General features: G+C 33.6%; 22 protein-coding genes. 5 read left to right on the plus strand and 17 right to left on the minus strand.

Annotated elements, in window-relative coordinates:
* Positions 1–7: 7 nt before the first annotated feature.
* Positions 8–1,579, plus strand: a complete 1,572-nt coding sequence (locus ABD859_RS20700) for a DUF4957 domain-containing protein (protein WP_345146586.1) — start codon at positions 8–10, stop codon at positions 1,577–1,579.
* A gap of 126 nt (positions 1,580–1,705) precedes the next feature.
* Here the strand turns inward: ABD859_RS20700 and ABD859_RS20705 are convergent, their stop codons facing one another.
* The 5 genes from ABD859_RS20705 to ABD859_RS20725 form a co-directional block, all read right to left on the minus strand.
* Entirely contained in the window at positions 1,706–2,278 is a 573-nt protein-coding gene (locus tag ABD859_RS20705; RefSeq protein WP_345146587.1) for a pentapeptide repeat-containing protein, read from the minus strand.
* Between the two features lie 30 nt (positions 2,279–2,308).
* A complete protein-coding gene (locus ABD859_RS20710) occupies positions 2,309–2,509 on the minus strand; it encodes a hypothetical protein (RefSeq protein WP_345146588.1) in 201 nt (66 codons plus the stop codon).
* 70 nt (positions 2,510–2,579) lie between these two features.
* Positions 2,580–3,485, minus strand: a complete 906-nt coding sequence (locus ABD859_RS20715) for an AraC family transcriptional regulator (RefSeq protein ID WP_345146589.1) — start codon at positions 3,483–3,485, stop codon at positions 2,580–2,582.
* 18 nt (positions 3,486–3,503) lie between these two features.
* The gene (locus ABD859_RS20720) at positions 3,504–4,067 is read right to left on the minus strand and encodes a DUF6642 family protein (protein ID WP_345146591.1); all 564 of its coding nucleotides are present in this window, start codon (positions 4,065–4,067) and stop codon (positions 3,504–3,506) included.
* Positions 4,068–4,437: 370 nt separating this feature from the next.
* Entirely contained in the window at positions 4,438–4,680 is a 243-nt protein-coding gene (locus ABD859_RS20725) for a hypothetical protein (RefSeq protein ID WP_345146592.1), read from the minus strand.
* 336 nt (positions 4,681–5,016) lie between these two features.
* Here ABD859_RS20725 and ABD859_RS20730 point away from each other — a divergent pair, with 336 nt between their 5' ends.
* Together ABD859_RS20730 and ABD859_RS20735 are read left to right on the plus strand one after the other, a co-directional pair.
* On the plus strand, positions 5,017–6,276 hold the full coding sequence (locus ABD859_RS20730; RefSeq protein WP_345146593.1) for a putative DNA modification/repair radical SAM protein: 1,260 nt from the start codon (positions 5,017–5,019) through the stop codon (positions 6,274–6,276).
* Positions 6,277–6,281: 5 nt separating this feature from the next.
* Positions 6,282–7,055, plus strand: coding sequence for a TIGR03915 family putative DNA repair protein (locus ABD859_RS20735; RefSeq protein WP_345146594.1), 774 nt, complete (start codon positions 6,282–6,284; stop codon positions 7,053–7,055).
* Between the two features lie 51 nt (positions 7,056–7,106).
* Here ABD859_RS20735 and ABD859_RS20740 read toward each other — a convergent pair whose 3' ends face one another.
* Positions 7,107–7,871, minus strand: a complete 765-nt coding sequence (locus ABD859_RS20740; RefSeq protein WP_345146595.1) for a DUF1349 domain-containing protein — start codon at positions 7,869–7,871, stop codon at positions 7,107–7,109.
* 104 nt (positions 7,872–7,975) lie between these two features.
* Here ABD859_RS20740 and ABD859_RS20745 point away from each other — a divergent pair, with 104 nt between their 5' ends.
* Complete coding sequence (locus ABD859_RS20745) at positions 7,976–8,746, plus strand: response regulator transcription factor (protein ID WP_345146596.1); 771 nt, start codon at positions 7,976–7,978, stop codon at positions 8,744–8,746.
* A 7-nt stretch (positions 8,747–8,753) separates the two neighbouring features.
* Here the strand turns inward: ABD859_RS20745 and ABD859_RS20750 are convergent, their stop codons facing one another.
* The 4 genes from ABD859_RS20750 to ABD859_RS20765 form a co-directional block, all read right to left on the minus strand.
* Positions 8,754–8,972: a hypothetical protein gene (locus tag ABD859_RS20750; RefSeq protein ID WP_345146597.1), complete on the minus strand. Its 219-nt coding sequence runs from the start codon at positions 8,970–8,972 to the stop codon at positions 8,754–8,756.
* 12 nt (positions 8,973–8,984) lie between these two features.
* On the minus strand, positions 8,985–10,451 hold the full coding sequence (locus tag ABD859_RS20755) for a glycoside hydrolase family 130 protein (RefSeq protein ID WP_345146598.1): 1,467 nt from the start codon (positions 10,449–10,451) through the stop codon (positions 8,985–8,987).
* A gap of 177 nt (positions 10,452–10,628) precedes the next feature.
* Positions 10,629–12,203, minus strand: a complete 1,575-nt coding sequence (locus ABD859_RS20760; RefSeq protein WP_345146599.1) for a Na+/H+ antiporter — start codon at positions 12,201–12,203, stop codon at positions 10,629–10,631.
* A gap of 4 nt (positions 12,204–12,207) precedes the next feature.
* Positions 12,208–13,101: a helix-turn-helix domain-containing protein gene (locus ABD859_RS20765; protein ID WP_345146600.1), complete on the minus strand. Its 894-nt coding sequence runs from the start codon at positions 13,099–13,101 to the stop codon at positions 12,208–12,210.
* A gap of 177 nt (positions 13,102–13,278) precedes the next feature.
* Here ABD859_RS20765 and ABD859_RS20770 point away from each other — a divergent pair, with 177 nt between their 5' ends.
* Positions 13,279–14,259: an aldo/keto reductase gene (locus tag ABD859_RS20770; protein ID WP_345146601.1), complete on the plus strand. Its 981-nt coding sequence runs from the start codon at positions 13,279–13,281 to the stop codon at positions 14,257–14,259.
* A gap of 93 nt (positions 14,260–14,352) precedes the next feature.
* On the opposite strand, the gene map is transcribed toward ABD859_RS20770, so the two are convergent.
* The 7 genes from map to ABD859_RS20805 all read right to left on the minus strand — a co-directional run bounded on the left by map (position 14,353) and on the right by ABD859_RS20805 (position 21,047).
* Positions 14,353–15,117: a type I methionyl aminopeptidase gene (map, locus tag ABD859_RS20775; protein WP_345146602.1), complete on the minus strand. Its 765-nt coding sequence runs from the start codon at positions 15,115–15,117 to the stop codon at positions 14,353–14,355.
* A 50-nt stretch (positions 15,118–15,167) separates the two neighbouring features.
* Positions 15,168–15,710 (minus strand): dihydrofolate reductase family protein, encoded by a 543-nt coding sequence (locus tag ABD859_RS20780; RefSeq protein ID WP_345146603.1) that lies wholly within the window; start codon positions 15,708–15,710, stop codon positions 15,168–15,170.
* 142 nt (positions 15,711–15,852) lie between these two features.
* A complete protein-coding gene (locus tag ABD859_RS20785; protein WP_345146605.1) occupies positions 15,853–16,692 on the minus strand; it encodes a DUF4249 domain-containing protein in 840 nt (279 codons plus the stop codon).
* 4 nt (positions 16,693–16,696) lie between these two features.
* Complete coding sequence (locus tag ABD859_RS20790; RefSeq protein ID WP_345146606.1) at positions 16,697–19,315, minus strand: TonB-dependent receptor; 2,619 nt, start codon at positions 19,313–19,315, stop codon at positions 16,697–16,699.
* Positions 19,316–19,414: 99 nt separating this feature from the next.
* Positions 19,415–20,257: a FecR family protein gene (locus ABD859_RS20795; RefSeq protein ID WP_345146607.1), complete on the minus strand. Its 843-nt coding sequence runs from the start codon at positions 20,255–20,257 to the stop codon at positions 19,415–19,417.
* Positions 20,258–20,269: 12 nt separating this feature from the next.
* Positions 20,270–20,479: a hypothetical protein gene (locus ABD859_RS20800; RefSeq protein ID WP_345146608.1), complete on the minus strand. Its 210-nt coding sequence runs from the start codon at positions 20,477–20,479 to the stop codon at positions 20,270–20,272.
* Between the two features lie 46 nt (positions 20,480–20,525).
* A complete protein-coding gene (locus ABD859_RS20805; protein WP_345146609.1) occupies positions 20,526–21,047 on the minus strand; it encodes an RNA polymerase sigma factor in 522 nt (173 codons plus the stop codon).
* Between the last annotated feature and the right edge of the window lie 150 nt (positions 21,048–21,197).

Below are 21,197 nucleotides of genomic sequence, written 5' to 3' on the forward strand. Positions count from 1 at the left end.
AGTTATTATGATAAAAGCAAAATATATATTTAGAGGATTAATAGCCGTATTATTTCTTGCACTTGGAGTTTCAAGCTGCGAAAGTTATAACGAAGGCTTATTAGACGGTGTTGGAAATTCTAGAGAGTTTTCGCCAATTGGACTTACAGCAAGAGTTAGAAATTCAACGACAGTTGAATTAAACTGGACTGTGAAGGCAGATGAAAATGCAGATCATTATGTCGTAGAATTTAGTCCTGATGATCCTGAATTCAAAACTATTTTCAAAGCAATTAATGTTACTGGAAAAGAATTGCCAATACAAGTACCTTTAGAAGGAGAAACGACTTATTATATTAGAGTAAAAGCAGTAAGTGCTGCCGGTCTGGAAGATTCTAAATGGTCGATTGCTTCAGCTACTACTGCATCTGAACAAATTTTTGTTCCAATTAAGGCAGAAGAGATACAAGCGACATCAGTAACTGTAAGATGGGCTCCAAATAGTAATGTAACCCAAATTATATCGCAGCCGGGCGATGTGGTTCACACCATAACGGCAGAAGAAAAAGCGGCGGGAGTTGCAATTGTTAACGGTCTAACTCCAGAAACAAATTATACGACTACGTTAAAGAATGGAACTAAAACAAGAGGAATCCTGACTTTTACAAGCGGTGTTGATTTAACAAAAGGTATCGTAGTAAATCCGGGAGATGATTTAAACGCTAAAGTAGCTCAGGTAACAGGAGATTCCAGATTGCTGCTTATGCCGGGTGTTTATCAGACAACGGGTGAGATTTTGGTAAACAAAAAACTTATCATTAGAGGAGTAAGACCAGAGAATAAACCAAAACTGAATGTAAAATTCACAGTTGTTAATAACCCTGCTAATGCAAGTGAAGCAGTAAATCTGTCTCTTATTGATCTGGATTTAAGTGGATCTGGTTTAACGGGCGGCGCCATTTCAATTTTAACAGCACAAGCGTCACCTTTAGGAGATATCCTGATAAGCGGTTCTTATGTTCATGATTACCCTTCTCAGCTTATGTACGGAAATGCAGCAGCCAGATTGAAATCATTCACTGTAGATAATAGTATTGTTAAAAATGTAAATACTGCTTCAGGAGCTGATTTTATTGATTTTAGAACTACATATGTTGAAAATGTTACTTTAACAAGAAGTACATTTAATAATTGTGGATCACGTGATTTCATCCGTTTAGATGCAGCTGCTGGTTCAGGAGGAAGTTTGGTAAGTAATGTGGTAATTGATGGATGTACGATATATACTCCGACATTAATAGCTTCAAGCAGAATTTTATATGTACGTTTTGCGACAAATATTTTAGCGGTACGTAACACATTGCTTGTTGTTGGTCAGGCAATTTATACTAACAATGCCGCAACAAGTGCTCCGGGATTTGGTAATAATAATAATTTTAATTCACCAAATTTAAAAGCGACTACAAATAATAACAGACCTGATACTGGTGCAACAACATTAGATCCGCAGTTTGCAAATGCATCAACAGGAGATTTTACATTAGGAAATCAAACTTTGATGGATAATAAAGTAGGAGATCCGCGCTGGATTAAACAGTAATTCATTTTTTCATATATTTTAGTTTTTTAAAAGGGATGCAGACTGCATCCCTTTTTTTATATGAAAATTATCCACATTCAGAATAACTGAGACTGAAAACTATAACTGCGGCTAAAAACTAATAAACTATTCAATATCCAGATCAAATTTCTCTAATAAACCAGCCAGAGCTGCGTGCGAAACTTTAGTTCGTTTAATCTTATTTTCTGAAGGATCAAAACCATAATTTCTTGATGATCTGAAATCAGTTTTTTCCAAAATGCATTCTACGAAAGTGGCATTAGATAAATCACAGTTTTTAAAAACAGCCAGCGATAAATCAGTATTCGAAAAATCAACATCTTTTAAAGAGCAGTCAATAAAGTTGGTTTTCTTTAATTTCTTGTATATAAAAGTCGAATAATCTAAAAGACAATCCTGAAAATTTACTGTAAACAAAAAACTGTTTCCTGCGCTAAAATCCAATCCCATTAATTTACAGCCAATAAATTTAATGTTCTTTAATCCCGTGTTTTTAAGAACTGCTAATGAAAGATTACAGTTTTTAAAAGTAGAATCCAGAAAATCATTGTGGCTTAAGTCACTCTTAGAGAAGTTGCAGTTAATGAACTCACAGTTTACAAATTCAGTATTCGATAAACTCTGTTCTGAGTAATCTACAGTATCAAACGTTCTGTTTTGATATAATTTAGTTTCCATTTTATATAAAGATGTTGTAAAGGATTTAATTTATTCTAATTCAATGCATTCAAAAATAGCATTGTTAAGAATCAAATTTGGAATATCGAGTTCACTGTCGATTCTTAAAATATTATCGCAGTCCTCCAAATCAAAATTCCATAAAGTATCTGGAAGTAATTCGTGAAGCAGTGCTGAAGCCGACTCAAATTTTGATTGGCTGTCTACAGAAGTTTTAAAAACATAAATCATAATTTGCATTTTTTAAAGAGGCAAATTTCTGAAAATGCAAGACTGTTTACTAGGATTCAATAATCAATGATTAGGACTTATCAATCATTTTTCTGTATTGAATTGGTGTAATTCCTTCATGTTTTTTAAAGAAACGGCTAAAGTAAGATTGGTCTTCATGACCTACTTGCGCTGCGATTTCACTTACAGAAAGTGTAGTTTGGTAAAGTAAATATTTGGCTTCAAGCAATATGGTTTCATCAATCCATTTGGCTGCCGGTTTTCCGGTTACTGTTCGAACCGATTTATTTAAATGATTTGGCGTAACATTCAATAACGACGCATAATAATGAACCAAATGATGCGTCTTGATATTTTGATGAATCAGCTCTTTAAACTTGTTTGTAATTACCTCAGCAGCCGAAATACTTTTAGAACTCTGAACCGAGTTTTTATTCATTTCATAAAACAATGTAATTAAATACGATTGTACAATATTTAAATTTGCTGTCGAAGTTTCAGAGTATTCCTTTTCAAGTCTGCTTAAAATCGCAGTAATATCGGGAATATCGTTATTGTCTAAAGTAATTTTTGGATTGCCCGAAATTTTCATGAAATCAAATTCATTAATTAATTCACGGCTTCCGTATTTTCGAATTAAAATATCAGGATGAAACTGGCAGATATAGCCTTTGTGTATATTGTTGATATTGTCGAGAGAGAAAATCTGCCCGGCGGGTACTACAATTATTTCGTTGTCTATTGTGGTATATTCCTGATAGCCTACTTTCATAACATGCTGGCCGGAAGAAATAAATATCAGTGTATGGCAGGAATGTTTACAAGGCGGAACCGGATATTGCATCTGCATTACTTCTTCAATTTCAAGGCAGAAAAAATGATCCGAATTTGGTTTAAAAAGTAAATGAATAGGATTGTCTTCTCCCAGAAACTTCTCTCGAAATCCCGACGGGCCATAGGTCTTTATTTTTTCCACAGTCTTTGTCTTCATAACTTAATAATACAATCTAAAATCAAGTAATTTACAAAGCGCATAATGCTTTTGAAATAAATCTTCTACAACCTCGGTCAAGTCATCGTTTTCCTGATATAAACTAAAAAACGCTTTGTCGATTGTACTGCAGCTGGCAATTTTATTATATGTAGAACCATAGCCGGAAATTGCTCTGGCTCCGGTAATATCAAGAAAATATTGCGCTTCTTCGTCGTTTAGGTCGAGTCTTTTTTTATTGGCAAAATGAATAATTTTTCCCTTCATTTTTCCTTCAAAAAGCTCTGCTATTTCTTCAATACTGTAATAATAATCATGAAGACAAATGTTGTTTTCCTGTCCAGGCATTACTAAATAAATGATTTCATAATCCTTAAAATTATGATCGTCGTAAAGTAATGTGTTTAAGCTTTCTTCTAAACCTTCAATTGTATCGCAGGTTTTGTAGATGCTTGCGATACCTTGGTTAAAAGCAATTTCTTCCAGATTTTTAACCACATCAGTAGTTGTAACGGTATCTACATCCTGAACACCTTCAAGGCAGAAAATAAATTTTTCATTATCCATACTACTGTCTTTTTTCGTTTTTGGTAAACTGGGTTTAGACAAATATATTTTTTTATATGGAAAAAGCCTTATAAGATCTGGATTTTAACGTGTTTTTGACAAATGAAAAAGAAAAAGGCATTTTTAAAATTTAAAAATGCCTTTTTTATCAAGAATAATTACTTGTTTAATTTTTTGAATTACGAATTTTATGCAAATACAGGTTTCTGCTAAAAATGAAACCGCTAAAGATAAAAGTAAAAATATGAGAAGCCTGCAAAAAAAATCTCCGCTTGTTTCAAACTCTGTTTCTGAGATTTCAACTATTCCCAGACCAATGCAAAAAAGACAAATTGCCAGAAGAGTAATTTGAATTTTTATAATTATCCTTTTAAGCTGCTTTTTTTGCCCGTTGTTTTTTCTCCAAAACCTTAATTTGATTTTCAGTGCAAAGAATATGCTCCTTAATACCAACTTTATGGACTTCTATTAAGTAATGATAAGTCATTTCCTTAATAGCAGATTTTTTAATGAGTCCTTTTTTAAAATCTATCTTTCTCTCTATTACTGTAGCCCTATAAGATCTTCCACTCAATGTTGTGTAGAATACATCTTGTCCTTTTACAAAATTCATCTCTTTAGATTTTTGTTTTTAATATTCACTAAATCGGTACATCTCCTTCACTAAAAAAAAATGAAAAATAATTATAGGGGGGACAAAAAATTTTTCTTCTTAAATAGTGTTGCAATGTAAAAAGAATCGGTATTCTGGCACTGCGTATTTTTACCTGATTTTTATCCATAAGTTATTTATTAAGAGTGATGTATTTATTAAGAAAAGCTTTGTTATTGCTGAGATTAATGAGAAAAAATGATACAATTTAGAACAGTAAAATGAAGCTCTTTTTAAGGCCAAATATTTAGTTTTGAGGAAGTGAATTTTTATTCTAAAATTAAATTTAAAGTCAAAATGGTACAGGAAAGAGTGATGGAGAAATTGGCAATTTTAGCCGATGCTGCAAAATATGATGTTTCATGTTCGTCAAGCAACAGCAGCAGAAAAAATAAAAATAAAGGTTTAGGAGATGCTTCGGGAAACGGAATTTGTCATGCTTATACAGAAGACGGACGCTGTGTTTCGCTGCTTAAAATATTATTGACAAATCACTGCATTTTTGACTGTGCTTATTGTGTGAGCCGAAAAAGCAATGATATTAAGCGGGCTGCATTTACAGTTCAGGAAGTTGTTGATTTAACGATTGGTTTTTACAGAAGAAATTACATTGAAGGTTTATTCCTGAGTTCGGGGATTTTTGATAATCCTGATTACACGATGGAACGTTTGGTACGAATTGTAAAAAAACTTCGATTAGAAGAAAATTTCAACGGTTATATACACTTAAAAGCTATTCCGGGCGCAAGTGCCGAATTGCTTACAGAAGCAGGATTATATGCTGATCGTTTAAGTGTAAATGTTGAAATGCCAACTGAACAGAGCTTAAAATTACTGGCTCCGGATAAAAATCATATTGATGTTATCAAACCAATGGAGTTTCTTAAAAATGAAATAATTGGATATAAAGAAGAGAAAAAACAAAATTACAAAGCACCTCTTTTTGCTCCCGCAGGTCAAAGCACACAAATGGTGATTGGCGCCACCAAAGAAAATGATATGGAGATATTAGGAATGGCTAATTATTTCTATGAAAAAATGAATATGAAACGGGTTTATTATTCTGGATATGTGCCCATAAGTTACGATAACAGACTTCCGGCAATTGGAACTCCGGTTCCTATGATTCGTGAAAACAGATTGTATCAGGCCGACTGGTTAATTCGGTTTTATGGATTTAATGTAAACGAAATGGTCGGTTTCGATCAGCCGAATCTGGATTTGGATATTGATCCAAAACTGGGCTGGGCATTACGAAATCTCGATAAATTTCCTGTCGATATTAATACCGCCGATTTGGAATTAATTCTCCGAATTCCGGGAATTGGCGTTTTAGGGGCTAAAAAAATTGTTGCTGCCCGAAAATTTAAAAGACTCCAGCCAGACGATTTACATAAACTTGGAATTGCATACAGCAGATCAAAATACTTTTTGGCTTTTGCAGCGCCGTTTCAATTGCAGAAAGATTTAACTTCCATACAGATAAAAGATCATATTTTAAATGCTCAGAAAAGTAAATACAAAAACGATTTTTCTAACCAGCTGGCTTTATTTTAAAATCGATGACACAAGTAATTTACGATAGTACTTTTGAAGGCTGGCTCACGGCTGTATTTGAAATTTACGAGTTAAAACTTGCAGACGTTGTTTTTGCAAAAAATGAAGCTTCTAATGCATTGCTTTTTTCAGAAAACCATTTTGTTGTAACAGATGAAAATAAAGCAAACCGTGTTTTGACAGGATTAAAAACGAATCTTTCTAATGAAGGTTTTGCTAATATTTACCGTGCCTTTTTATCTGACTTAGATAAAATTGACGAAACCTTATTTCAATATGTAAAATATGTATTTGCCTCTTCGGTTAATATTGAAGAAGATCTGGCAAATACTTTTGTTCTCGAAGTTAGAAAAGCGGCACATTTAACCGGCAAAGAAACACACCGAATGAAAGCCTTTGTAAGGTTTAAGTTAACTAAAGATAATTTGTATTATGCCATTGTCGAACCGGACTGCGATGTTCTGCCTTTAATAGAAAAGCATTTTAAAAATCGTTATGCTGATCAGCGCTGGTTAATTTACGATTCGAAACGTAAATACGGGATATATTACGATCTTGAAACTACCTCAACAGTACAGCTTCAATTTAATGCTCAGTCATCTTCTTCAAATTATCTGGCAGAAATATGCGATGACAATGAAGAGTTTTTTCAAAATCTCTGGCGTCAGTATTTTAGCAGTACCAATATTGAATCCAGAAAAAATACCAAACTTCATTTACTGCATATGCCAAAACGATATTGGAAATATTTAACTGAGAAAATACCAGTCTTAAAATAAGAAACGCAGATTATGACTAAATAATCTGCGTTTGTCTTGTTTTAAAATGTTTTAGATTCCCAAACGGAAATCTTTTACACTTTTTTCTTCTAAGCTGATTTCTTCAAAATAACTTGTAGTTCCTTTTTCAACCGGACATTGCGAGCTGATACCGCCCCAAAGTTCTGCCGGGTAATTGTTTTTATACAAACGAACCATTTGCCAGGTTTTGTTATCAAGCGAATAATAGCTGGCAACAGTCTGCGTGTCTGATGAAATTTTCATATACACTGTTTTCCCTTTTACGACATCATGATTATTATCGTCTGAAGTTCCAATAGTTCGAACCGTTACAATTCTGTGGTTACCTCTTTCGTCTTGTTCAAAACAAAATTTCTGATAAAAGTTATCATGAACATATAAATACAAAACGCCCGCATTGTATAATCCGCCTGCTGTAAATTCAGGACTTACTTTTGCAGTCAGCGTAAAAGGTTTTGTATTATCAATTTTAGATAAAAGGATAGGAGCAGAAGTGTTCGAAAGTTTGTTATCCGGATCTGAGAAATAATCTTTTTTCTCGCCCACATGAAACTGAATATTCTTTTTCTCATCGACTTTTGCCAATGTATCAGCGCCATTTATAGATTTTGTAAAATGAATTTTGTCAAGTTTTACATCACACTCACTGCCTCGAACAAAAGCCGAATCTGAAGCTTTTTCAGAATTTTTTTCTGCGGTCATATTTTCGATCTTATTTTCTTTAGAATTGTTGTTGCAGCTAGAAATTATAATAATCCCAAATAAAGCGAGACAGGTAATAAATTTAGTTTTCATAAAATGTTTTGTTAGAAGTATAAAAATGATAATTTAGGTTTTTCAAATTTAATCCTGCTTTCCAAAAACAGCAATACGTAAAATTAACCAATTTATAAGCCGCTATGCCTAAAGTTTCCATCGAAGATCAGTTAACCTCAACATTGTTACAGCAGACTTTTCTGGAAGGCGAAATTTTAAATATAGAAGAATATAAAAAATCGGTTGCTTCTTATGTGGAAATTGAGCAGTGTGTTGCTGTTCTTTCTGATTTTCAGGCTGACTGCAGTTATATTTATGCAGGAGATTTTGGAGAGCTTTTCGGATTATCATCTAAAGATTTAGTAATCGATTCTGCTTTTGAAGACTGCATTTTTAATAAATTAAATTCCGATGATGTTACTGAGCGTCATGCTTTAGAGCTTCAGTATTTACAATTTCTTAAAAACCTGAATGGAGAAGAATATAGAAAATACAGTACTTTTAGTCGTTTAAGAACTTCAGATTCTCAAAATCCCAATTACATTAATCACCGGACAATGTATCTTAAAAAGTCATCTACCGGAAGTATCTGGCTTGCGTTGTGTTTGTATTCGCCTTCGGGCAATTTGCAAACCAGTACAGGGATCGATGGCAGAATTGTAAATATGCAGACAGGTGAAACTATTGCTTCTGAAAAATACAAACCTTTTGCAGAAACATTACTTTCAAAAAGAGAATTGGAAATATTAAAACTGGTGGCAAAAGGAAATAACAGTGATCAAATTGCCGGATTTTTAAATATCTCAGTTTATACCGTTCGACGCCACAGACAGAATATTATTCAGAAAATGCAGGTTTCTAATACTACTGAAGCTTTGCGAACGGCTTTTGTAATGGGATTGATTAGAATTTAAAAAGCGGTTAATACCGTTTTACAAAAGTTTCATCATTTTTATAAATTCCAATTTCAAGAGTACTATTTTCTTTTATCAACGCAGCTGCCATATCTTCTGCTTCTTCAATTGTATTAAAAGTCATTGAAGGAAGAGGGCTGTTAGTATCATTATTAGAAAATCTTGTTTTTCCATCAAGTTCAAGTACAATGCCTGTCGCTTTTTCGCATAAAATAATTCTATACATTATTCAAACGGTTTACTTACTCTTTTTTAAAGTCGCTAATAATTCTGCTAAATCGACAACGCCATACGTAGATGAATAATCAGAAACGGCATAAGGCAAAATAAGGCTTTTGTTATGAATAATAGCGCCGCAGGAATACACCACATTGGGTACGTAACCTTCGCGCTCGTCTTCTAACGGAGAAAGCAGCGGTTCTTTTAATCTTCCAATTTCTTTTGAAGGATCATCAAGATCAAATAAAGAAGCGCCTATGCAATAACGACGCATGGTGCCGACTCCGTGTGTAATTACAAGCCAGCCTTCTTCTGTCCAAAGCGGCGAACCGCAATTTCCAATTTGTGTAAATTCCCAAGTATAACGCGGTTCCTGCAATAAAACAGGAGTATTCCATTGTGTTACACGATCAGAATACATAATGTAATTGTTTACACCGTCTATACGAGCCAGCATGGCATATTTTCCTTTTATCTTTCTTGGAAACAAAGCCAGATTTTTATTTTGCGCACCTTCTCCATGCAAAGGCATTACTCTAAAAGAATAAAAATCTTCGGTAGAAATTAATTTAGGCAGAATAGCATGGCCATTGTATGCTGTATAAGTTGCCATAACACGAACAGAATCATCGTCGTCTATAAAACGAACAAAACGGGCATCCTCTATTCCTCGGCTTTCAGAATCGGATATTGGAAATATAACACGTTCTGTAATATCTGAATCGTGTTTGAATTGTAAATCGTAAAATGAATTGGCAAGCCAGAGTATTTCTTCAAGTGCAGTTCTTCTTTCCTGACGAATAGACGGGTCGCCCAAAGCAGTGTTTAAAATGTTTTTTAAAATCGCAAATTCAAATTCTTCCGGCAGATCCTGCATAATCTGGGCAATGTATTTGTCCTGAGTATGCATTTCGATAAGCTTTGTTAAAAAACGTTCTTTATTGAATAAGGTTTTATGTTCGATTTCGGCCTTGTCAATATGGTGGCCAATTTTCATTATCTGAAGATTATTGTCTTTATCGAGAATTCCTCTTCTAAAAACTATAGAAGAGATGTGACCTTCACCGGTGGCTCGGAATGAGATAATAACGCGTTTTTCGCCGGCTTCTAAACCACACTGATCGAAATCTTCTACAATTGAAGGATTAAAAATTGCCGCAGATTCTATCGCATATTCCATTGTGCAGTAAGAACCAATAAGCATTTTTCGATTAAGAGACATGGCTTCATAATCTATTTTCATGGATTCTATTAAAGGCTTTATTCTTTCGCAGTGTCTAAAAAAAATAGCCGAAATATTTCGATGGCGTCTGGCAAATTCGCGAAGTGTTTGTTCTAAAGTTTCAGAAACCTGTTTCTCGTCGAGTATCATGATTCGTAAAACCATTTGCTGCGTCCGTTCATCTCCATTCATAAAATATCGCGCAACAACTCTTCTGGAATCGGGGGTAAATTTGATGTTCTTTCGTGTGACAGATACTCGCATAGTGTTTTCTTTAGTTACATAGTAGCTATGTGTTATTCTTTATTTCACAACAAGTTAATAATTTTGTTAAAGAAAAAAAACTTAATTTTTTATTAAATTCTTTCGTAATGCTTATTTTTCAAGCTCATCAAATAATTATTTCAAGAAATAAGAGAGAAACCTACTAAAGAAAATAGTCTAAAGATATCGGAGTTTTTCTTCTTCAATATCCAGATAATACATTTGTCTGCGTATAATGACTTCGTCTAAAGTCTGGTCTTCCTTATTTCTGTTAATAAGCCATTGTCGCTGCTGTGTTAGTAAATCGCGATAAATGTGTTTTAGTTCATGACTTATTGCTTCATCATCGATTCCTTTAATATGTTGTTCCCATTTTTGAATAAGATGCTGTAAGGGCGAATTGTTTTCTGCGTGGTCTTTATAATTTGTTTTTAAATAATTTAAGGCAAATTCAGCTAATTCCTGTCGAATTTGATGATGCGCTTCTTCACGGGGAACCGGATCATAAATATTAGGAAGTTTAATTTTTTTGATAAAATACGGAAGTGTTAATCCCTGAATTAATAAAGTTAAAAGAATAACAACAAAAGTGATAAACAAAATAAGATTACGCTGTGGAAATCCGTTGCCGTTGTCTAAATAAACCGGTATAGATAATGCGGCTGCTAATGATACAACACCGCGCATTCCGGTCCATCCTAATATAAAAGGTGTTTTGTAGCCGGGATGCCTGTCATCTGCTACAGTAATAAAATTTCGGGCAATAAGAGTTACAATTACGGCACCGTAAGAAGATAAAATTCGGCTTACGATTAAAACTACAGTAATAAGTACGCCATATCCAATTGCTGCTAACAAACTGGTTTCTTCAAGTCCTTTTGTAATTTGAGGTAAATCAAGTCCAATCAGCATAAAGACTAATCCGTTTAATATAAAGCAAAGACTTTCCCAAACATTTACGCCTTGCAAACGGGATCTGCTGTTTAAAAAGCGGTGTCTGTTATTAGACAAAAGCAATCCGCAGCTTACCACGGCCAATACTCCGGAGCTATGAGCTTCTTCTGCCGCCAGATAAATTATATAAGGCGTTAATAATGATAAAACAATATCTGAATTCGCATCGGTTGGCAGGTATTTATGCGCTTTCATAAAAAGCCATCCAATTAATAAACCAATCGCAACACCGCCAAAAACCATCCAGCTGAAACTTAATGCGGCTTTATAAAATATAAACTGTTCTGTTGCCACGGCAATCATGGCAAATCTAAAAATAATTAAAGAAGATGCATCGTTCAGCAGACTTTCACCTTCTAAGATAGATGACATGGTTTTGGGTACTTTAACAAATTTTAAAATCGCTCCGGCACTTACAGCATCTGGAGGCGAAACAATACCGCCCAACACAAAACCTAATGCTAATGAAAAGCCCGGAATAAAATAATTGGCAACCAGCGCTACAGAAAGTGCAGAAACAAAAACGACAATAAAAGCAAAACTGGTAATAATTCGACGCCAGCGCCACATTTCTTTCCACGAAACGGTCCACGAAGCTTCATACAATAATGGAGGCAGAAAAATAAAAAAGATAAGTTCCGGCTCAATTTTTATTGCGGGAACGCCCGGAATAAAACTAATAAACAATCCTGCCAATACTAATAATACAGGATAAGCGACTTTAATTTTATTGCCCAGCATAATAAGCAGTAAAATAACAATTAACAAACCGAGGTAGAAAGGGAAATTATCCAGCATTTTTTTAGTTTAGATTTCTGTATTCAATAGGAGTGTAGCCTGTATTCTTTTTAAACATGCGATTAAAATGCTGCGGATACTTAAATCCTAATTCAAAAGCAATCTGACTCATAGATTTCTCTGTATCGAAAATTCGTTCTTTTGCCAGATTTATTAATTTTAACTGAATATGTTCCTGAGCTGTTTTTCCGGTTTCTTTTTTAATTAAATCTCCAAAATAATTAGGCGAAAGATGCAATAGATCGGCAAAATATCCAACAGAAGGAAGTCCTGAATCCTGTGCAGTCTGAGATTGAAAATAATCATTTAAACAATTTTCAAATTTTGATAAAATATCAGAATTGATGTTTTCGCGGGTTATAAACTGTCGGTCGTAAAATCGTACACAATGATTTAAAAGCAGTTCAATCGTATTGCTTATAATGTTTTTACTGTGTTTGTCTATAGACTGGCTTAATTCATATTCTAATTTGCTGAACAAATCTTTTATGATTTCCTGTTCTTTTAAAGATAAATGAAGCGCTTCATGCGAATCGTAAGAAAAGAACGAATACTGATTTATATTTTTAAATAGCGAAGTTCCTTTTATAAAATCAGGATGAAAAAGCAGTGTTAAGCCTGTAGATTTATAATTTTCTGTATTGCTTACTTCAAGTACTTGTCCGGGTGCTACAAAAACCATTGTGCCATCGTCATAATCATAATTGTTGCGTCCGTATTTTAATTCGCCGCAATTTCCGGCTTTTAAAAAGATAGCATAAAAACCAAAATGCAGACGGGTATTATTGGGTAATGGACCGCTGTTAGAATTATCAAAAACACTTATTAAAGGATGCTGTGTTTCAACACCCTTTAACTGATTATACTGCGTAACTTTTTCTAATTGTATGTGTTCCATGATCAATTTGTAATAGTGCTGTACAAATATACTGTTCAGATTATTAATAACTTAGCGTAATTATCTCAATCAGTAAAAATGGTAATAAGAGCAGTAATTTGTATTATATGCAGCTGCTTTTATTAAAGGAAATTTGTACTGTTAAAAATAACAATAAACTTTTATATAAATAAAATTATGGAAAAGAGAAAATTAGGAACGCAAGGATTAGAGGTTTCTGCATTGGGACTTGGCTGTATGGGATTGAGTTTCGCTTATGGTACAGCAGTAGATAAAGAGCATGGTATAAAAATAATCAGAGAAGCATACGAACAAGGAATTAACTTTTTTGATACTGCCGAAGCTTATGGTATTGCCAATGAAGAATTGGTTGGAGAAGCTGTAAAACCATTTAGAAAAGATGCCATAATTGCCACTAAATTTGGTTTTAAAGGCGGGCAGGCATTTAACGGACAAGACAGCCGTCCGGAAAATATAAGAGCCGTTGCCGAAGAATCTTTAAGACGCATGAAAACAGATGTTATTGATTTATTTTATCAGCATAGAGTAGACCAAAATGTACCAATAGAAGATGTTGCCGGAACGGTTAAAGATCTTATACAGGAAGGAAAAGTAAAATATTTTGGAATGTCTGAAGCGGGTGCAGAAACTATTAGAAAAGCAAATGAAGTTTTACCTGTATCTGCTTTACAAAGCGAATATTCGATTTGGTGGAGAGAACCTGAACTGGAAGTTTTACCGGTGCTTGAAGAATTAGGAATTGGTTTTGTGCCGTTCAGTCCGTTAGGAAGAGGATTTTTAACAGGTGCTATTACAGAAAACACCAGTTTTGAAGCTGCAGATTTTAGAAACAGCCTGCCACGTTTTAGTGAAGAAAATAGAAAAGCAAATCAAAAATTAGTTGATTTATTGTCTGCCATTGCATCACAGAAACAGGCAACCCCTGCACAAATTGCATTGGGCTGGCTTTTGGCACAAAAACCTTGGATTGCACCAATTCCGGGAACGACAAAATCAAATAGATTGACAGAAAATATTGGCGGTGCTTCTATTAATTTATCTGCGGAAGATGTTAAAAATATCGACGATTCTTTTGCCCAAACTACAATTCAGGGCGATCGATACCCTGCTCAAATACAGCAGACAGTTGGAAAATAAATGCTGAAATATTTTTTATGTTTTTAGCATTTGTCTTGAAATAAAAAACTCCATTAGCAATAATGGAGTTTTTTGTTCTTTATGTATCAGGTTTTAATTCCAGATTTCATTCATTTCTGTCAAAATAATTGGTTTTCCTTCGGTAACCACAATCGTATGTTCGTGCTGTGCCATAAAACCTCCTTTATTTCCAACCATTGTCCAGCCGTCTTGTAAAGTTTCGGCAATTGTAGACGTAGTAGAAATAAAAGTTTCTATAGCTACGACAGAATTTTTCTTAAATCTTGTCAAATTAAAACGGTCTCTGTAATTAGCAATTTCGTGCGGTTCTTCATGAAGACCTCTTCCAATACCATGGCCGGTTAAATTTTTGATGACTTTGTAACCTCTTTTCTTAGCTTCAGTTTCCATTATAAAACCAATGTCAGAAATACGAACGCCTCCTTTTATACTGTAAATAGCTTTATGCAGAATTTCTTTAGATGCATTAATTAATTTTTGATGCTGATTTACATCTTCACCAATAACAAACGAACCGCCGTTATCTGAAAAGAAACCATCTAATTCTGCCGAAACATCAATATTGATTAAATCGCCTTCTTTTAAAATTCTTTTTTCAGAAGGGATTCCATGACAGAATTCATTATTTACGCTGATGCACGTCCATCCCGGAAAACCATACGTTACATAAGGTGCTGATTTTGCTCCTAAATCATTTAGTATTTTTCCGCCGTATTCGTCAAGTTCTTTTGTAGAGATGCCGGGTTTTGCAAAATTCCTCATTTCTTTTAAAGCATAAGCCACGGCTTCGCTTGCTTTTTTCATTCCGGTTAATTCTGCTTCTGTTGTTATTGACATGGTATTTTTATTAAGTTCTGCAAGATAAGACTATTTTAGCAGGTTTACCTTTATTCCGGCTGATAAGTTAATTCGACAACACCAGATTTAAAAACTCTGGTATCTGTTAGTTTTAATGCAATTCGTTGTGATAAATTTTCAAATAAAGGTTTTCCGGAACCTAAAGCAACCGGATGAACGGAGATTTTATAAACATCAATAAGGTTTAAGTTTATAAATGTTTTAATAAGATTGGCTCCGCCATAAAGCCAGATATCTCTGCCCGGCTGATTTTTTACTTCGTTTACTTTATCAATGATGTCAGAAGAAATAAAAACAGCATTTTTATCTTCTCGGTTTTGACTTGAAAAAACAAATTTGTTTTTGGAGTGAATTTCATTCCACATTTCTTTTTCGGCTGCATCAGCATTTTCATCAGCCTGATAATTTCCCCATTCATCATAACTTATTCTTCCATAAAAAATCGTATCAACGCTTTTAAGAAAATCCGGAAAGTTCATGTCGTCATCCATAATGCACCAATCGACTTCTCCTTTTGGACCTTCGATAAATCCGTCTAAAGTTACGGCAAGATTTAAAATTATTTTTTTCATTTATTTAGGTTTGTTTTTAATTGATGTAAAACTAAATTAATGTTTTAATCATTAAAACAGAGAATTCAGAAATTATTTCTAAAAGACAAATCCCTTAAATGTAATTATTTAAGGGATTTGTCTTTTTATTAAAATGGTAATCTTATTTTACAACATAATCGATGCCGTCTGCTTCGCAAAGTCTAAAATAGCCTAATGCAAAATTATTGTTGTCGGTTGTATTTAAAATATTACCTCTAATATTTCCAGGAGGAACTTGAAAAGGATTTGAATTTGAAGCTTCTAAAATTAATTTCATATAATTGAAGAAGTTTTTTGAAACACCTCTGTGCGTGATTTTTAATATATTTCCGGGTTTCATATCTTCATGAGAATACCGTGTACTTATTTGGTTTCCGTTATAAAACTCATCATTTGTGATTTCATATTCCGGATATATCAAAAACTCACTTTGGTAATCGGTTAAATAAAAATTAACCTGATCTGCAGGATCTGTATAATAAAAAGTTACTTCAATAACATCATCTCCTCCAAAATCAGGAACCATTTTTTGTTCTATTTTATCGATTGGAGCTGCAGAAGTTAGTTTTTCAACAGCAGTAAAGCTTTTTCCTTCTGCATCAACAAATAATTTATAATCCATATCGATTACAGGAACAAAATTGGTGCATTTGTAAACACCTGCTTCGGTTTCATTAAAAGTAAAAACATCGCCATTGCTGTTTTCAACACGTACTTGTGCTCCGGAAACTTTGGGTGTTGAACCGCTGTAATAAGAAGCCGTTTTGCTGATTTTTATTACTTGTTCATTGCCGCTGGTTCCTTTTTTCCAAATAATTTCGGCATCGATTACCAATCGTGTTTCTCCGGTTTCCAGATCAAGATTTACAACATCTTCGCAAGAAGTAAAAAATACAACAAAAAGAAGACTCATAAATGCCAGTACTTTATTCATTGCATTATATTTTTTTAATTTATTCATTACATTAAAATTTAAAATTATAAGAAACTCCAGGTACAATTCCGAAGATTGAAAGCCTTCTGGTTTCGTTTGCTCCAGTATCTTCATTTGTAGTAAAACTCATAGAAGCAGCATTTTTTCGGTTGTAAATATTATAAATACTAAAAACCCAGTAGCTTTGCCATCCTTTCTTTTTATCTGGTTTTGGAGTATATGTCGCCGCTACGTCAAGGTGATGAAAAAGTGGCAGCCTGTTTTCGTTTCTTAATGAATAATTTGGTACATGAATTCCCCCAAATTCATAATACCCATTTGCATACGTTACAGGCTGGCCGGATTGCAGAGTGAAGTTACCATTGAAAGACCATTTTGGGCTAAATTCATAACTTCCAACAATGCTTAAATTATGCATTTTATCATATCCTGATAAATACCAGTCGCCATTTGCAATTCCTGGTTCTTCTGGTGTTCTTCCCGGTGTTTTTTGTTCAGCTCTTGATAAGGTGTACGAAATCCATCCTGTAAAAATTCCGGTATTTTTTCTAAATAATAATTCCATACCATACGATCTGGCTTTACCATTTAAAATAACCTGTTCGATGTTATTGTTTGCTAATATATCGGCACCATCAATATAATCGATACGGTTTTGAACGTTTTTGTAAAACAGCTCTCCTTCAAAAGAATAATCGTTATCTCTAAAATTTTTGAAATATCCCATTGCATACTGATCCAAAAGCTGAGGTTTGGTAAAAGGTCCGCTTGGTGTCCAGATACTCATAGGTAACGGAGATTGGGTATTCGATAAAATATGAATATACTGCGCCATTCTGTTGTAACTGGCTTTTACAGATGTATTATCGTTAAATGCGTACGATAATGCGGCACGTGGTTCAAAATTATCAAAACTGCTTATTTTTTTTCCTTTTCCATAATATACGGATCCTGTTGGAGTTCCTTCTTCGTAAATTTTGTATAAAGGATTGTATACAACTGACTGACCGTTTTCGTAAGTGCTGATTGCTTCTGAACCTAAACGGTAAAACATACTGTAACGAAGTCCGTAACGAAAGTTAAGCTTCTCTGTAATTTGATTTTCAAAATCAAGATAAGCAGAAGTTTCTAAAGCATATTTTTTGTCCAGTTGTTTGTAATTAAACTGAGAATCTATACTTGTAGGTTGTACAGTTCCGGGATTGAAATTATAATATAAACCTTCAATTCCGTAGTTGATTTTAAACTTTTCAGATTTTTGATAATTCCATCCATATTTCAAACCATAATTTTGGATGTTGCTGTCCCATTCAAAATTTTCTGTTGAAAGTCCTAAATTGAATTTATAATCACTGTAAAAAGTAGAAAGATTAGAATTTAAGCGATCAGAAAATTTATGTTTCCAGCTTAAAATTCCCATAGTATTTCCGTATTTGCTCGAAAAACGATCGTTAATGTCAAAAACGTCATTTCCTAAATAACCGGAAAACGTCAACGTATTATTGGCATTAAAACGGTAATTGAATTTAGCATTAAAATCATAAAACATAGCCGAATTTTTATTGTCGGCAAGTTTTAAAAACAAATGCGCATACGAAGTACGGCCGGACACAATAAAAGATCCTTTATCTTTTTGTAAAGGCCCCTGAACCAAAAGACGGCTGGAAATTACACCAATTCCTCCATTTACTTTAAAGTTTTCAAAATCTCCGGTTTGCTGTGTAACATCAAGAACAGAAGAAACACGGCCTCCAAATTTAGAAGGAATTCCACCTTTGTATAAATCTAAACCATTTACGATATCGGCATTAAAAACAGAGAAAAAACCAAACATGTGCGAATCATTGTAAACAGGAGCACCGTCTAAAAGAATCAAATTCTGATCGGCAGCACCACCGCGGACATTAAATCCCGAAGAAGCTTCTCCGGCATTAGTAACGCCAGGCAGCGTTAATATCGATTTTAAAGGATCTGGTTCGCCCATTGCTACAGGAATTCTTTTTATTTCCTGCATCGAAAGTCGGTTCACACTCATTTGAGTTGTTTTGATATCAACAGCCTTATTGCCCGTTACAATAACCTGCTCTAATTCCTGACTGTCAGAATCTATGTTGAAATTGATTCTTGTATCTTCAGAAACTGTTACCTTTTTTTCGTGATTTTTAAATCCAATATAACTCACAGAAACTGTATAATCTCCATTTGGAATTTCAATGCTGTATTTTCCGTTTATATCCGTTATAGCGCCAACTTCAAGTTCTTTAATATAAACGTTGGCGCCAATAACGGGTTGTCTTGTATCATCAAGAATTTGACCTGTCAGTTTACTTTTTTTTTTGGCTGGTCTGGCAGACTGTGATTTTTGTTTCACAAAAATATTCTGGCCAACAATAGAAAATTGTACAGAGGCATTTTTGTTTAGTTCAGAGATAAGTTTCTCGATTTCGATTTGCTTATATGTGCTTTTTTTCGTGAAATACTTTTGATTGGTATCAACCTTATCTGTAAAGGCAAATTTAAAATCAGTCTGACTTTCAATTTGCTTAAAGAATTCTTTTAACGTTACATTTTGATCTACAGTTACCGTAACGTTTTGAGCTGACATACATAAACTGAATAAAAAAAAGCATGCTGAAATTATATGCTTCATGAAATTTTGTATTTTTGAATTATTAAATGGAATAACTTCGTGTTATCCCTGACTATAAGGAGGATGTGTAGTTTCGCGGCTTGCATCCTTTTTGTTTTTTTATTGAAAAGTAATCTGTTTTAAATCGTCATTTATTTCAAAGTTTAGGTTATACATTTCTGATATTAATTGTACAATTATTTTTAAATCTTCTTTTTTATTTATTCGAATTGTGATTTTCTGATCTTTATAATCCTGAGGAATTATGACTTTATAACCGTAATTTTCTTCAATGTATGAGCTTATAACGGTTAGTTTTTCATTATCAAAATCTACAAATCGGCTAAATTCTTCTACAGAAGCAGTTTGGTTTCCGTAAGTAAATTTTTGTCCCGGTTTTAAAATCCATTTTTGATCCTGTCCTTTTACATTCATCTGAACGCTTCCTTCAAAAAGTTCAACAGTAACTTCTTTTTGATTAAAACCTTTTACGGTAAAACAAGTTCCTAAAACGGTTGTGGTTGTTTCATTGCAAAAAACCTGAAACGGATGCTGTTTGTCTTTTTTAACTTGGAAATAAGCTTCTCCTGTAATTTCAATTTTTCGGTTTAAGGCAAAATTATTTCCATAAGATATTTTCGAATTCGGTTTTAAAATCACCTTTGAGCTATCTGGCAATACAACTGATTTTATTTTTGAAGTAGTATTTTCAATTACATTTTCAGAAATGGCCACAAGCTCATTTTGTGTTTCAGCAGTAAAATAGATTCCTGTTCCAACCAGAACAAAAAGTAAAACCGATGCGGCTGCATAATAACGCCACGGGCTTACTTTCTTTTTCTTTGGAGGAAAAGCTGCTGTACGGAATTTTTCCCAAGAAGCCTCTTTTATTTCATTAGAATGCGAAGCCGGAGTTTCATTCCATATTTTTTTAAACTCTTCGTCTAGTTTTTCTTTATCCATGACTTTTTGGTTTTAGAGTTTTTTACAATAAAATCCTTGTTTGGTAAAAACACCATAAACCACATCTTTAATATCTCTGTTGGTTTCGATTCTAAGTATTCTTTCTCGATTTTTGAAATCAAAATTTATAATACAATCAGAAATAACAAACTGTAAAAGAACAACAAGCAGGCTTGCGTCTTTCTTTGTTCTTACGTTGGTTTTATAAGCCTCAATATGCATTTTTTGTTCTTGTTTTTATATATAACAAACGAGAACAAAAAAGTTCCTAATGGTTTTCGATTTTTTTTCGAATAAATTTACTGGCGAGATAAATATGATTGGCAATGGTCTTTTCAGAAAGATCCGTAATTTCTGCAATCTCCTTATAGCTAAGGTTTTCCAGTTTGTGTAAAGTAAATATTTTTTGCTGCTGTTCAGGAAGCTGATTAATAAAATTATGCAGCTTTTCTTTTCTTTCTTCAAAAATGCCCCAATCAGTTTCTTCGTCGATAATAGTATCCTGAAATGAATCAAGATGAATTATTTTGTTTTCGCGATTAACGTGATTGATAATGATGTTTTTGCAAATTGTAAACAATTGTTTGTCAAGCAAAACATCTTCATTAAGAAGGTCCCTTTTATTATAAAGTCTTAAAAGGCTTTCCTGAACAAAGTCTTCAGGAGTAAGTACCGTGAGATTAAATCGTTTGGCAATATTTACCAGTTTATCGTAGTAGTTGAAATACACTTCCTTAAAAGCGGTTTCATTTCCTTTTTTTAAACTTAGTATTAATTTTTTATTGTCCATAACGAAAATATCGCGACTAGCTTTAGTCAAAACTCATTGAGTTCAATATTATTGTACTTAGAAAATGCCGGATCTAAAATTGTAATAAGTTACAAAGAACCGTAATTTAATTTTAAAGTTTGTCGCATTTGCTAAAAAAAGTTACACAAA

Source organism: Flavobacterium ginsengiterrae (assembly GCF_039539785.1).
Lineage (GTDB): Bacteria > Bacteroidota > Bacteroidia > Flavobacteriales > Flavobacteriaceae > Flavobacterium > Flavobacterium ginsengiterrae.